Below are 13,633 nucleotides of genomic sequence, written 5' to 3'. Positions count from 1 at the left end.
CCTTTATTTTTCCATCACACCCCAGCAGAGTAACGATTTCAGAGCAAACCGCAACGCTGTTTGCTGCGCGTTTCAGCCTCCTGGTAGAGCGTAAACTCGTCATACACCGGGCATCCCAGCGCGTCTTCAAACGCATCGCGGCTGGCGTTACCGTGGCTGCGGGCCTGGGTTTCGTTCCCGAGGTTGGACTGGAAAATCCCCGCGGCGCTGACCGGGAGGAAATCTTCGTAGGTGATCGGCTGGGCAACCACCCATCCGCGCTCGATCAGCGGCTGCGGATCGTCTCCCGGACGAAACGCATGCCGATGCGCTTCCCCGGCTGGCGTCAGGCGGTAGCGGAAATAAGCCAGCTCCTGACGGCGCATGAGCATTTCGCTGTCCGGGAAGGCGCTAAAGATCTCCCGCAGATGCAGCTGATGGGTCAGGTTATCTTTTCCGGTACCGGCCTGAGCGAGGAGGCTATCGTACAGTTCACGGCCTTTCGGGGTCAGCGCCACGCCGCGCTGTTCAATCTCACCGAAGCGCGCGGTGTGGGTGCCTTTATGTTCACCGGCAAACAGGACCGGCTCTTCCAGCGCCTTGAAGCTGGTTTGACGCAATAAGACGGGCACCTCGCGACGCGGCGGACCTTCGATCAGAATTTTTGGCTCGATACCGTACTTCGGCATCAGCTCCTGCACCCGGTCAATGTCCAGCGTGCGCGGCGTGAGGTGGTTAATATGGCAGCCCGGGAAGCAGACCACGTCGGCAATCAGACGGTGCTCGTTGTGCAGCGCCAGATAGGTTTCCTGATCGACCGTCGCATGGCGGTGCCAGCGGAAGGTTTCTAACGCTTCCTGCACAAACTCATGGGCCTGTGCGTCAGTAAACTGCCCTTCCGACTCGTGGAGGTCGATCAGTTCCAGGCAGCGCGGGGTGAAGATGTTGCGGTGAGACAGGATCTCCGCGGCCCGCTCGCGCAGCGCGACGTTTTCAATCAGCTCAAGACGCAACAGCGAGGTAAAGATACGAAACGGATTACGGCACAGCGCCGCATCCTCTATCGGACGAAACGCCGTTGAGTGGACGGGCACCCCCGCCTGAGAGAGATCGTAATAGCTGACCGGGTACATGCCCATAATGGCAAACATACGGCGCAGGGTTGAAAGTTCCTGTGCCGTGCCGACGCGGATCGCCCCGTGACGCTCCACGTTCAGGCGCGCAAGCTCATCGGCGTTAGCCAGTTGTTCATGTAATAGTGGATTATTTTCCAGAACCGCCAGGTTTACGTCCGCAACCAGTTCAAGCAAGGTGCCGTACTGCGGAACTTCCTGCTGGTACATCGCCGACATAGCCTGCGAAAAGTGTTCCCGAATGTCATCAGCCGTGATGGTGTTCGCCATGATGTCATGCCTCCAGTGAATATTACCTGGAGTGTAGAGAAACCCGTTCCTTCCGGGGGGAAGAATTTCTGAATTGTGATCTTAAGACGACAGTGGTCAAACCGTGTGCTATCAGGCCCCTGAACAGCGCCGAACGGAACCGCCCTTTCAGCCTGAACGCTTTTATCCAGGATTTTCCTTATAATTATTTAGGGTTCCGCTTTCTATCTATAAAGGAGTATTTTTTGGCTCTCTTCTGAGTGCAAATTAACCAATTCGAGTACGCCATTATTTTTATCCTCTTCTTTCAAATTTTTAGCTCGAAGTTAGGATTAATCTGAATGGTTGTTTACAAGTCCTTCCTGTCTATCCATATTTCCTTTTTAAGCGAAGCGCAAATTTACAAATATTTAAAAATAACGCAACCGCAAATAGAAAAACGCATTTGACGGATGACGCACAGCGACTAGAGTTATTACTCGAACGACGAGTGATACGGAATATTTTCGTATCGTACTGACATAACCAATATATGAATATGAGGTTTAATATGGCAGAGCATCGTGGTGGTTCCGGTAATTTCGCTGAAGACCGTGAAAAAGCATCAGAAGCTGGACGTAAAGGTGGCCAGCATAGCGGTGGGAACTTTAAAAACGATCCGCAACGCGCATCTGAAGCGGGTAAGAAAGGAGGACAGAACAGTCACGGCGGAGGCCGTAAATCTGATAACTCCTGATCTTATTTAATACTCTTTTAATAAAACCAGAGAGCATGCTGCGGGCTGAAAAGCTCGCAGTACCCTTTCTTTATTTTACCGGAGCGTAATTATTATGAATATGAAAAGCGTCGAGGATGTCTTTATTCATCTTCTCTCGGATACCTACAGCGCAGAAAAGCAGCTTACCCGTGCGTTAAGCAAACTTGCCCGCGCCGCCTCCAGCGAGAAGCTGAGCGCCGCTTTTACCGCACACCTTGAGGAGACGCAGGGTCAGATCGAACGTATCGACCAGATCGTCGAGCAGGAAGACGGTATCAAGCTTAAGCGCATGAAGTGCGTGGCGATGGAAGGCTTAATTGAAGAAGCCAACGAAGTCATCGAAAGCACGGAAAAAAATGAAGTACGTGATGCCGCACTTATTGCCGCCGCGCAAAAAGTCGAGCATTACGAAATTGCCAGCTACGGTACCCTTGCAACACTAGCTGAACAACTGGGCTATAAAAAAGCCGTTAAGCTTCTTGCCGAAACGCTGGAAGAAGAAAAAGAGACTGACCTTAAACTCACCGACCTGGCCGTAGGAAATATTAACCAAAAAGCGCAGAAATGACGCAATAATACAGGTTAAATAAAATGAGCATCAGTCCCAGGACAATTAAACGGTGCCATTTAGCGGCAGCCATAATATGGTTCATTCTCGCCATTCCTTCCGTGATTTGGTGGAAGAACAGCGTGCTATGGGTCATTATCATCAGCATTTACGCCAATATTGTCGGCCATTTATCTGGCTACAGTGCCGCGCGTGCCGATCAGGCTGCTGAAAGTGAGACCAAATAAGCGAACCCCTAATGAGGATACAATGATGAATCACGTAGAACACTACCATGACTGGCTACGCGATGCCCATGCGATGGAAAAGCAAGCCGAATCTATGCTGGAATCCATGGCCAGCCGTATCGATAATTATCCTGATGTTCGCGCCAGAATTGAGCAGCATATTAATGAGACAAAACGGCAAATTACATTGCTGGAAGAAATCCTCGACCGTAATGATATTTCTCGTTCGGTTTTAAAAGATTCGATGAGCAAAATGGCGGCGCTCGGCCAGTCCATCGGCGGCATGTTCCCGTCGGATGAGATCGTGAAGGGTTCGATTAGCGGCTATGTTTTCGAACAGTTTGAAATAGCCTGTTATACCTCCCTGCTCGCGGCGGCTAAGAAAGCAGGCGACACGGCCTCGGTGCCTGCCATCGAGACGATTCTGGCGGAAGAACGCGAAATGGCCGACTGGCTAATTCGCCATATTCCGCAGACCACGGAACAGTTCCTGCTGCGTTCAGACGCATCGGGCGTCGAAGCAAAAAAATAATCCGGGAGAATCGCCATGTTCCGACACGTCAAACAGCTGCAATACACGGTTCGCGTTGCCGAACCGAACCCTGGCCTCGCCAACCTTTTACTGGAACAGTTCGGTGGGCCTCAGGGCGAACTGGCTGCCGCCTGCCGGTACTTTACGCAAGGATTGAGCGATGACGATCCGGGCCGTAAAGATATGCTGATGGATATCGCGACCGAGGAGCTAAGCCACCTCGAAATCATCGGTACCCTGGTCGGCATGCTGAATAAAGGTGCCAAAGGCGCGCTGGCGGAAGGGGTGGAAAACGAGGCCGAGCTGTATCGGTCCATGACCGAAAACGGCAATGACAGCCACATCACCTCCCTGCTCTACGGTGGCGGCACCCCGCTCACTAACTCGGCGGGCGTGCCCTGGACGGCGGCCTATGTCGATACCATCGGCGAGCCAACGGCCGACCTGCGCTCAAACGTGGCAGCCGAGGCCAGAGCGAAAATCATCTATGAACGGCTGATCAACGTGACCGACGATCCCGGCGTAAAGGATGCCCTGGCTTTTCTGATGACGCGCGAGGCGGCGCACCAGCTCTCCTTTGAGAAGGCGCTGCAGTCCATCCGTAATAATTTCCCACCGGGAAAATTGCCGCCAATCGAGGAATTCACTAACAAGTACTACAATATGTCTGAAGGTGGAGAGGTTCGCGGAAGCTGGAACAGCGATAAACATTTCGATTACGTTGAGTCCCCCCAGCCTGCGGTTGACGGCGGCGATGGCAGCGCAAGCGTCACGCTCACGACCGAACAGGCAACCCTGGTCAAGGCGATGTCTGCCCGCACGAAGTCCGATCCACATTCTGACCCGCTGACCGGTGCCGAGCTGGGTGCCGGTAAGACTAAACCGTAATCGGTTTTGCCGGGCAGCCATAAACTGCCCGGCAATTCTCGTGCCCCATCGTTTCAGAGGTACGGACCATGTTCGAACTCGACGCGTTCCATCTGGCCAGAATTCAGTTCGCTTTTACCGTCTCGTTTCATATCCTTTTTCCTGCGATCACCATCGGCCTCGCCAGCTATCTGGTGGTGCTGGAGGGCATGTGGCTGCGCACCAAAAACGACGTCTGGCGATCGTTGTACCATTTCTGGCTCAAGATATTTGCCGTTAACTTCGGGATGGGTGTCGTTTCCGGCCTGGTCATGGCGTACCAGTTTGGCACCAACTGGAGCGGGTTCTCACAGTTCGCGGGCAGTATTACCGGCCCTCTTCTGACCTATGAAGTGTTAACCGCCTTCTTCCTTGAAGCCGGTTTCCTTGGCGTCATGATGTTCGGCTGGAATAAGGTCGGCCCGGGCCTGCATTTCTTTTCGACCTGCATGGTGGCGCTCGGCACGCTGATGTCGACCTTCTGGATCCTCGCGTCCAACAGCTGGATGCATACGCCGCAGGGCTTCACTATCGAGAACGGACAGGTTATCCCGCAGGACTGGCTGGCGATCGTCTTTAATCCCTCTTTCCCTTACCGCCTGATTCATATGGCTATCGCCGCGTTTCTGAGCAGCGCGCTGTTTGTTGGCGCGTCGGGCGCATGGCACCTGCTGCGCGGTAACGATACCCCCGCCGTCCGCACCATGTTTTCCATGGCGATGTGGATGGCGCTGCTGGTCGCCCCCATCCAGGCGGTCGTAGGCGATATGCACGGCCTGAACACGCTTGAGCATCAGCCGGCCAAAATTGCCGCCATTGAGGGACACTGGGAAAATCCGCCGGGCGAGGCCACCCCACTTCTGCTGTTTGGCCTGCCGGATATGGAGGAGGAGCGCACCAAATACGGTCTGGAGATCCCCGCGCTTGGCAGCCTTATCCTGACCCACAGTCTGGATAAGCAGGTCCCGGCGCTCAAGGATTTTCCGAAAGAAGATCGCCCTAATTCGACCATCGTCTTCTGGTCGTTCCGCGTCATGGTCGGGATGGGGCTGCTGATGATTACCCTCGGGCTGATTAGCGTCTGGCTGCGCTATCGTCATCGACTTTTCCACTCTCGCCCGTTCCACTGGTTTGCCCTCTGCATGGGGCCTGCCGGGCTGCTGGCGCTGCTCGCCGGCTGGGTGACCACAGAGGTGGGCCGCCAGCCGTGGGTGGTCTACGGCTATCTGCGCACCATCGACGCGGTATCGCTGCACAGCACCCTGCAGATGAGCATCAGCCTGCTGGCGTTCTTCGTCGTTTACTCGTCGGTGTTTGGGGTGGGCTATGTTTACCTCATCCGGCTGATTAAAAAAGGACCGCAGCCTGTCGATACGCTGACGTCAAACACCTCGGGCACACCCGCCCGTCCGCTGTCTGCCGCTGAGTCTGTTCCTGAACAGGAGAGAACCTGATGGGCGTCGATATCTCAGTTATCTGGTTTGCCATCATCGTCTTTGCCACGCTGATGTACATCATTATGGATGGCTTTGATTTAGGCATCGGCCTGCTGTTTAACTTCGTGGGCGATGCGAAGGAGCGCGATGTGATGGTCAACAGCGTGGCGCCGGTCTGGGACGGCAACGAGACCTGGCTGGTGCTCGGCGGCGCGGGCCTGTTCGGCGCGTTTCCGCTGGCCTATGCGGTCATTATTGATGCGCTCACCATTCCCCTCACCGCGATGCTGATCGGCCTCATCTTTCGCGGCGTCGCCTTTGAGTTCCGCTTCAAAGCCACGCCGTCGCACCGCAAATTCTGGGACTACTCCTTTGCCGGCGGCTCTCTGCTCGCCACCTTCAGCCAGGGCGTGGTGGTGGGCGCCGTGATTAACGGCTTCGACGTTGAGGGGCGGCGTTTCGTCGGCTCGGCGCTTGACTGGCTCACCCCCTTTAACCTCTTCTGCGGTATCGGGCTGGTTGTGGCCTACACGCTGCTGGGCACCACCTGGCTCATTATGAAAAGTGAAGGCGCGCTGCAGGCCCGCATGCGCGATCTGACCCGCCACGTGCTGCTGGCGCTGATGGTCGTCATCGCCGTGGTGAGCATCTGGACGCCGCTCGGCTGGCAGTACGTGGCCGACCGCTGGTTTACCCTGCCCAACTTCTTCTGGTTCCTGCCGGTTCCGCTGCTGGTCGGGCTTTTCAGCGTGCTGATCTGGCGCCTCACCCGCAACCCGGCCAGCCACTCCCGCCCCTTCCTGCTGACGCTTGGGCTTATTTTCCTCGGGTTTAGCGGGCTCGGCATCAGCCTCTGGCCGAACATTATTCCGCCGCGCATCACCCTGTGGGAAGCCGCGGCCCCGCCAGCAAGCCAGCTGTTTATGCTGGTAGGCACGTTGCTGATTATTCCGGTAATCCTGGTGTACACCGCCTGGAGCTACTACGTCTTCCGGGGCAAAGTGTCGGATACTGAAGGCTATCACTGAGGAACGCTATGACGGACTGGCATACACGAGCCATTATTTATCAGATTGATACCGCGCTATTTTATGATTTGAACGGCGATGGCTGCGGGGACATCGCCGGGATCGCGGCCAAGCTGCGCTATATACGCCGCATGGGGGCGACGGTCATCTGGATCACCCCGTTTTACCTCACGCCCTTTCTCGATGAAGGCTACGACGTCAGCGACCACCTCCAGGTGGATCCCCGCTTCGGAAAGCTGGCCGATATCATCGCCTTTATCGAACAGGCCCGCGAGCTGGGCATGCAGGTCATTATCGAGCTGCTGATCCAGCACACGTCGGACGCGCATCCCTGGTTCCAGCAGGCCCGCCGCAACCCGGCGTCACCCTATCGTGATTACTACCTCTGGTCGGATAACGACGAGGACGATACGCCCCCCATGTTTCCCGGCGTGGAAAAGAGCATCTGGACCTGGGACGACGAGGCGGGACAATACTACCGGCATATGTTCTATCACCACGAGCCGGATCTGAACCTCACCTCGCCCGCAGTGCTTAAAGAGATTGAAAACATCATCCTCTTCTGGCTCAAGCTGGGCGTGTCGGGATTTCGCCTCGATGCCGCGTCCCACCTCACCACCCAGGCGGGAAATGGTGATGAAAAAAAGGGTCTGTGGATCCTGGAACATATGCGGCGTCTTATCGAAGAGCGCAATCCGGACGCGATCCTGCTGGGCGAAGTTGACGTAGACGTTGAGGCCTATAAAGACTACTTCGGCAATAACGACCGCCTGAATCTGGTGCTCAACTTCTGGCTCAACAAGTATTTCTACGTCAGCCTGGCCCGCAAAAGCGCCCGCCCGCTGCGCAATGCGGTGAAGAAGATGATCGTCCCGCCTGACTCCTGCTGTTTTGCCAACTGGCTGCGCAACCACGACGAGCTGGATCTGGAAGGCATCAGTCAGAAAGACAAACAGTTTGTCCTCGACACGTTCGCCCCTGATGAGGAGATGAACGTCTATCAGCGCGGGATCCGCCGCCGCCTGGCCCCGATGCTCAACGGCGATCGGAAGCGGCTGGCGTTCTGCCATGCGGTGCTGTTTTCCCTGCCGGGTGTCCCGGTGATGCGCTACGGCGACGAGATAGGCATGGGTGACGACCTGGATCTGGAGGAGCGTTATGCCGTCCGCACGCCGATGCAGTGGGCAGGTTCGCAAGGAGGCGGTTTCTCTGCAGCCGACCCGGAAAAATTTATCGCGCCGATTATCGACCATGGCCCTTACCGCTATCAGAAAGTCAACGTCTCCGATTCGCTGCTTCACCACAACTCGCTCCTGCACCGGATCATCGATATTGCCACTACCCGCTCGGAGTTCCCCGAAATTGCCGTTGCGCCCTTTCGCATTATCACAATCGATGATGACGCGGTGCTGGGGCTTTATTACGAGACCGACGAGCGCAGCATCCTGACCTTCGTTAACTTCAGTGACCAGCCGGTGCAGTTCACCGCAAAAGGGATCCGCAACGCCACCTGGACCGCCTGTCTCGAGGACAAGCGCTACGATGACGCGCTGATTTGCGGCAAAACCGTTCAGCTCAGTCTTGGCGGCTACGGCTATCGCTGGTTCTGGACGCACCGTAGCGCGCTGCGCTGACTACGGTTTCCGGCGGGTTATCAGACGCGTCAGCACTATTCCCGCCACCGCGAGGGCGCCCAGCGCCACCTTACCCGGCATGCCGGAGGTGACGGACGGCGCGCGGGTTTTCGCCTCGTCAGTAAAGCGGCCATGGATTTTATGCAGATCGTTAACCGGCTGGTCGAGATAGTCCCGACGATCCGGCGCGTTGAGATCGTCGGTCATCTGGCCTTCCCACGCTTTTTTCACCATCAGCCGGTCAAGAAAACCGGGGAAGAAAAATTGCCCGACGATGGACTGGATGGTGCTGCTGCCTACCCACAGCTCGCGCACCGGTTTTTGCGCCACCCTGAAGATGGCGCTGGCGGCCACCTCAGGCTCAAAGACCGGCGGCACCGGGCGCATCGCCCAGGCGAACTTATTCCTCGCCCATTCGAACTGCGGGGTATTGAGCCCCGGCATCTGGACCATCGAAAGCTGAACCCGGCTGTTCTCATGCATCAGCTCGGTACGCACCGCATCGGTAAACCCGCGGATCGCCGCTTTTGCACCGCAGTAGGCTGACTGCAGCGGAATGGAACGGTAGGCCAGCGCGGACCCCACCTGGATTATTACGCCCCTGTCGCGCGGAACCATTAGCTCGAGCGCGGCGCGAGTGCCGTTCACGTAGCCGAGGTACGTCACCTCAGTCACGCGCCGAAACTCGTCCGGCGTGAGGGTACGAAACGGTGCCAGGACGGCCCCCATGGCGTTGTTCACCCAGACATCAATCGCGCCGAGGCGATACTCAATTTCGTTAGCGGCATCCACCACCGCCTGGCTGTCGGCGACGTCCGCCTGCACGGCGTGGGCATTAACGCCAAAGCGCCGTAGCTCCTCCTGGGTCGAGTGCAGGCTGGCTTCATCGCGGGCGATGAGCCCCACGTCGTAACCCGCCTTTGCAAAGTGCAGCGCCGTGGCTTTTCCCACGCCCGCCGTCCCGCCAGTAATCACTATGACAGCCATAGAACCTCCACCTGAGTTTATCCGTTATTCCCGTCCGACAAGGTTGTCACCAGCTCAGCCAGCGAGTAATGCACCGCTTTTTCGACCACATCCTGACAGTCACCGGAGAAAAGCACGGTGCGGGTCTTCGTCTCGCCGCGTATGTTCCACGCGAAGCAGACCGTCCCCGCCGCCGTGCCGTCCTCGCCCCCTTCCGGGCCCGCGTAGCCGCTGATGGCGATGCTGATATCGGCCTGGGCGATGTCGCGGATACTGGCGGCCATTTCTGTTACCGTCTGCTCGCTCACGGCCGTAAACCGCTCAAGCGTCTCGGGACGCACGCCGAGGATCCGCGCTTTAGCTTCATCGCTGAACACGACAAGCCCAACATCATAAAATTCGGCGGTGTTTTCCTCTGCGCAAAGCGCCACCGAGAGCTTTCCGCCCGTGCAGGATTCCGCGGTGGTTAAGCGAAGCCCGAGATCGGTTAATTTGCTTGCCAGCTTTTTCGTCAGTTCACCCACGGTATTATTGCTGTCGTGAAAAAGATTGCTCATCTTGCCGCCTCTTATTTCTCGAAAGGAATGATTGAAATATGCCCATTACGCTCAAGTATGGCATATTTAATGTCGCTCATTTCCGTAATGCCATTATTTTGACGCGCTGACACCAGAATATCATCACAGGACACGTCGACTTTTTTTAGCTTATCCGCTAGCGGCACGCCGTTTTCAACCAGAATTACCGGCGTACCATCCAGAATATTCTCCACCGGCGAAAAATACTTCTTCATTAGTCCGAAAATAATATCTACTACCACCAGCGTGGTAATGGTAATCATCGCACCGGTAACGGAAAAATCCTGTCCGAGAAGCGCCTGCTGCGTGGCTTCACTAATTATCAAGAGCAGAATGAGATCGAAACTGGTCATCTGCAGCAGCGCGCGACGCCCGGCCACTTTAAATACCACCACCAGAAACAAATAAATAGCCAGCGCGCGAAAGACCATATCCATATCAGCCTCCTAGGGGTAAATAAATTGCCAGATGTTAATTTCCGGCTCGCTGTTGACGCGGATGACGGTGTTCCATTTACCGGCTCTGGAAGGTGTCGTGAAGAGTAACACGGAGAAGCTGTCTGTTTTTTTCAGATTGTTATAGACAAAAAAGAGGGTCTTCCCGCGGCTGAACATAGCGTCCGGCTGCGGCCAGACGCTGCCGGGCTCATACGCATCGCTGCTCTCGCTGGTCATACTAAGGACATACTTCCCCTCGCTCTGCACCGGAAACGCGAGCGCCATCCGCGTCTCTGTCTCCCGTCGTCCAAAGCGTTCATAGTCTATGGTCAATGATTTAGCGGAATTCGTTTTGACCGTGTCGCTGACGATTCCGCTGGAAAACAGACCGGCAATCGCCGCGACGATAATACCCAGCAGAACAATAAAACCCACCTGACGAAACGCGTATTCAAACGTCAGCAAACGGTAACTCTCATCTATCCCGGGTAACTTTTCATTTTCACGCTTCATGGCCATCGTCACCGTTTCGCTTATTATCCGATAATTTTGATTTCTAACGCGAATGTTTTTAGGACTTATCACATTTGCCACATAAAGGAATAGCAACAATACTTAATAAGTCAAGACACGCAAAATGAAGGATATCGGATGAAATTATCACTTATTTCCGCTTTATTGTTATTTCTGGTTCCGGCCGCATGGGCAGATAATAACGGGGGTTTACAAAAAGGCGAAGCGCCGCCGCCTCCCCACGCGCTTGATAGCGGATATCGCGGTACCGACGACGCGCGTATTATGACCATCAAGCAGGCAAAAGAATTGCATGATGGCGCGACAATTTCATTACGCGGTAATCTTATTGACGGTAGCGGCGATAAGTTTGTATTTCAGGATAAAACCGGAAAAATCGACGTTATTATTCCCCAGGCAGTCTTCGACGGCAGAACGGTAAAACCCGACCAGATGATTAGTATCAACGGTTCGCTTGATAAAAAATCATCTCCTGCCGTCGTCCGTGTCGATCGTTTGCAGAAATAATTCAGCGAAGCGTTAACGCTGCAGTTATCCATCAAATCTCACCCCTTGGCTTAAGGAGTCAGCTATGAGTGATACTAAACAACGTACGAACGCTTACCCGCAACCCCCGTTCCCGGAACAGCCGCAAACGCCGCCGGGACTGGCATCAGAAATGCAGCCCGTACCCGACCACGGGGAACAAAGCTATAAAGGGCATGGCCGCCTGGCCGGCAAAAAAGCGCTGATTACCGGCGGAGACTCCGGCATTGGTCGCGCGGTCGCTATCGCCTATGCTCGTGAAGGCGCTGACGTTGCCATTAACTACCTGCCTGAAGAGGAAAAAGACGCCTCTGAGGTCATCGACCTGATTGAAGCCGAAGGTCGCAAGGCTATCGCGCTGCCGGGGGACGTCCGGGACGAAACCTTCTGTCAGAATCTGGTCGAAGAAGCCGTGTCGAAACTGGGCGGGCTGGACATTCTGGTCAACAACGCCGGCCGTCAGCAGTTCCGTGAATCGCTTGAAGAACTGACCACGGAAGATTTTGACGCAACGTTTAAAACCAACGTTTACGCTCCGTTCTGGATCACCAAGGCGGCGCTGCGCCACCTGAAAGCGTCGTCCGTTATCATTAATACCTCCTCCGTTCAGGCGGTGAAGCCCAGCCCCGTGCTGCTGGACTACGCCCAGACGAAAGCCTGTCTGGCGGTATTCACCAAATCCTTAGCCAAACAGCTGGGTCCGAAAGGCATTCGCGTCAACGCGGTTGCTCCTGGCCCTTACTGGACGGTACTGCAGTCCAGCGGCGGGCAGCCGATGGAAAAAGTGAAGGAGTTCGGCGGCGACACCCCGCTGGGACGTCCGGGCCAGCCCGTCGAGATTGCCCCGCTGTACGTCACGCTGGCCTCGGATGAATGTTCATTTACGTCCGGCCAGGTGTGGTGTTCCGATGGCGGTGACGGCGTGATCTAAACCGGTAAACGATACCCCTCCGCAATGAGCAATAAATGAACAAGGATGTTCGCTTTTATTCCCCCGCCAAAAAACATGTTGTAACTCAAACAGATCAAATGTTAAAAATATTTTGCTATCAGGTTATCAAAATTAAACAACTTAACTTGTCACCCGCATCGCTCTGTTTTTAACATCGCCTATGGAAAAAAATGGTCTGTTCAGTCAGCGCATACGCTTGCGCCATTTGCATACATTTGTGGCCGTCGCTCAACAGGGAACGCTGGGGCGTGCGGCTGAAACTCTCAACCTGAGCCAGCCTGCGCTCTCAAAAACCCTCAACGAGCTGGAACAGCTGACCGGCGCCCGTCTTTTTGACCGCGGCCGGCTGGGGGCGCAGCTTACCATCGTGGGCGAACAGTTCCTCACGCACGCCGTGAAAGTGCTGGATGCGCTCAATACCGCAGGCCAGTCCCTGCACCGAAAAGAAGAGCAATCCAGTGAGGTGGTGCGCGTGGGTGCTTTGCCTACCGCGGCGCTGGGCATCCTTCCGCCCGTTATCGGCCAGTTCCACAAGCAGCAGCGGCATACCACGATTCAGGTTGCCACCATGAATAACACCATGCTGCTCGCGGGGCTGAAATCGGGCGAACTGGATCTCGGAATCGGTCGCATGTCCGACCCTGAGCTGATGGGCGGCCTCAACTATGAACTGCTGTTCCTGGAGTCCCTGAAGCTGGTGGTTCGTCCCAATCACCCCCTGCTGCAGGACACGGTCACGTTAAGCCGCGTGATGGAGTGGCCGGTAGTGGTTTGCCCTAAAGGGACCGTTCCCCGCCAGACCGCCGAAACCTTGCTGCAAATGCAGGGGTGTACGCTGCCCTCAGGATGTATCGAAACGCTGTCGGCCTCGCTTTCGCGGCAGCTTACGCTGGATTATGACTACGTCTGGTTCGTCCCCTCCGGTGCGGTGAAAGATGATTTACGTCAGGGAACGCTGATCGCCCTGCCGATTACCTCCCCCGGCCCCGGTGAACCTATCGGCATTTTGACCCGCGTAGACTCGCCGCTTTCAACGGGCGCGCAGACGCTGCTGAGCGCTATCCGTAAATCCATGCCGGTCTGACACTTTTCTCCCTTCACCCTAACCCTTTCTGAAAGGCTGAGGGTTCGCCATAAAATAATGCATGCACAGACGGCCCCCTCTCCCTGGAGGGAGAGGGCTGGGGTGAGG

General features: G+C 55.8%; 16 protein-coding genes. 11 read left to right on the top strand and 5 right to left on the bottom strand.

Annotated features, from left to right (window positions below; genetic code table 11):
• Window positions 1-38: 38 nt before the first annotated feature.
• Complete coding sequence (gene hglS / locus ACZ6J2_RS02200; RefSeq protein WP_033145503.1) at window positions 39-1,382, bottom strand: 2-oxoadipate dioxygenase/decarboxylase HglS; 1,344 nt, start codon at window positions 1,380-1,382, stop codon at window positions 39-41.
• 529 nt (window positions 1,383-1,911) lie between these two features.
• Between hglS and ACZ6J2_RS02195 the strand changes: the two genes are divergently transcribed.
• The 8 genes from ACZ6J2_RS02195 (at window position 1,912) to ACZ6J2_RS02160 (ending at window position 8,449) form a co-directional block, all read left to right on the top strand.
• Window positions 1,912-2,097 (top strand): con-10 family general stress protein, encoded by a 186-nt coding sequence (locus ACZ6J2_RS02195; RefSeq protein ID WP_004150795.1) that lies wholly within the window; start codon window positions 1,912-1,914, stop codon window positions 2,095-2,097.
• Window positions 2,098-2,191: 94 nt separating this feature from the next.
• Window positions 2,192-2,686 carry a YciE/YciF ferroxidase family protein gene (locus tag ACZ6J2_RS02190; protein ID WP_008502272.1) on the top strand — a complete coding sequence of 165 codons (495 nt, stop codon included), beginning with the start codon at window positions 2,192-2,194 and terminating at the stop codon, window positions 2,684-2,686.
• A gap of 23 nt (window positions 2,687-2,709) precedes the next feature.
• A complete protein-coding gene (locus ACZ6J2_RS02185) occupies window positions 2,710-2,913 on the top strand; it encodes a hypothetical protein (RefSeq protein ID WP_008502273.1) in 204 nt (67 codons plus the stop codon).
• Window positions 2,914-2,938: 25 nt separating this feature from the next.
• A complete protein-coding gene (locus tag ACZ6J2_RS02180) occupies window positions 2,939-3,445 on the top strand; it encodes a ferritin-like domain-containing protein (protein ID WP_014831871.1) in 507 nt (168 codons plus the stop codon).
• Window positions 3,446-3,460: 15 nt separating this feature from the next.
• Window positions 3,461-4,333: a manganese catalase family protein gene (locus ACZ6J2_RS02175; protein ID WP_008502274.1), complete on the top strand. Its 873-nt coding sequence runs from the start codon at window positions 3,461-3,463 to the stop codon at window positions 4,331-4,333.
• 68 nt (window positions 4,334-4,401) lie between these two features.
• Window positions 4,402-5,805 (top strand): cytochrome ubiquinol oxidase subunit I, encoded by a 1,404-nt coding sequence (locus tag ACZ6J2_RS02170; RefSeq protein ID WP_471724654.1) that lies wholly within the window; start codon window positions 4,402-4,404, stop codon window positions 5,803-5,805.
• Window positions 5,805-6,815 carry a cytochrome d ubiquinol oxidase subunit II gene (gene cydB, locus ACZ6J2_RS02165; protein ID WP_471724653.1) on the top strand — a complete coding sequence of 337 codons (1,011 nt, stop codon included), beginning with the start codon at window positions 5,805-5,807 and terminating at the stop codon, window positions 6,813-6,815. Before ACZ6J2_RS02170 ends, cydB begins: the two co-directional genes overlap by 1 nt.
• A gap of 8 nt (window positions 6,816-6,823) precedes the next feature.
• A complete protein-coding gene (locus ACZ6J2_RS02160; RefSeq protein ID WP_471724652.1) occupies window positions 6,824-8,449 on the top strand; it encodes an alpha-amylase family protein in 1,626 nt (541 codons plus the stop codon).
• Here the strand turns inward: ACZ6J2_RS02160 and ACZ6J2_RS02155 are convergent, their stop codons facing one another.
• From ACZ6J2_RS02155 to ACZ6J2_RS02140, 4 genes are read right to left on the bottom strand one after another with little or no spacing between them, the layout of a single operon-like run.
• On the bottom strand, window positions 8,450-9,436 hold the full coding sequence (locus ACZ6J2_RS02155; protein ID WP_023311673.1) for an SDR family oxidoreductase: 987 nt from the start codon (window positions 9,434-9,436) through the stop codon (window positions 8,450-8,452).
• 17 nt (window positions 9,437-9,453) lie between these two features.
• Window positions 9,454-9,972, bottom strand: a complete 519-nt coding sequence (locus ACZ6J2_RS02150; RefSeq protein WP_471724651.1) for a 2-oxo-tetronate isomerase — start codon at window positions 9,970-9,972, stop codon at window positions 9,454-9,456.
• Between the two features lie 11 nt (window positions 9,973-9,983).
• Window positions 9,984-10,430 carry a DUF421 domain-containing protein gene (locus ACZ6J2_RS02145; protein WP_059445522.1) on the bottom strand — a complete coding sequence of 149 codons (447 nt, stop codon included), beginning with the start codon at window positions 10,428-10,430 and terminating at the stop codon, window positions 9,984-9,986.
• A gap of 9 nt (window positions 10,431-10,439) precedes the next feature.
• Window positions 10,440-10,943, bottom strand: coding sequence for a hypothetical protein (locus ACZ6J2_RS02140; RefSeq protein WP_471724650.1), 504 nt, complete (start codon window positions 10,941-10,943; stop codon window positions 10,440-10,442).
• A 138-nt stretch (window positions 10,944-11,081) separates the two neighbouring features.
• On the opposite strand from ACZ6J2_RS02140, the gene ACZ6J2_RS02135 reads away from it, so the two are divergent.
• The 3 genes from ACZ6J2_RS02135 to ACZ6J2_RS02125 all read left to right on the top strand — a co-directional run bounded on the left by ACZ6J2_RS02135 (window position 11,082) and on the right by ACZ6J2_RS02125 (window position 13,525).
• Window positions 11,082-11,471 (top strand): YdeI family stress tolerance OB fold protein, encoded by a 390-nt coding sequence (locus ACZ6J2_RS02135; RefSeq protein ID WP_471724649.1) that lies wholly within the window; start codon window positions 11,082-11,084, stop codon window positions 11,469-11,471.
• A 64-nt stretch (window positions 11,472-11,535) separates the two neighbouring features.
• The gene (locus ACZ6J2_RS02130) at window positions 11,536-12,420 is read left to right on the top strand and encodes an SDR family oxidoreductase (protein ID WP_471724648.1); all 885 of its coding nucleotides are present in this window, start codon (window positions 11,536-11,538) and stop codon (window positions 12,418-12,420) included.
• A 181-nt stretch (window positions 12,421-12,601) separates the two neighbouring features.
• On the top strand, window positions 12,602-13,525 hold the full coding sequence (locus ACZ6J2_RS02125) for a LysR substrate-binding domain-containing protein (RefSeq protein ID WP_471724647.1): 924 nt from the start codon (window positions 12,602-12,604) through the stop codon (window positions 13,523-13,525).
• Window positions 13,526-13,633: the final 108 nt, after the last annotated feature.

Source organism: Enterobacter sp. E14S (assembly GCF_055666685.1).
Note: the sequence above shows the minus strand (reverse complement) of the source record. Positions and strands in the feature narration are given on the sequence as shown.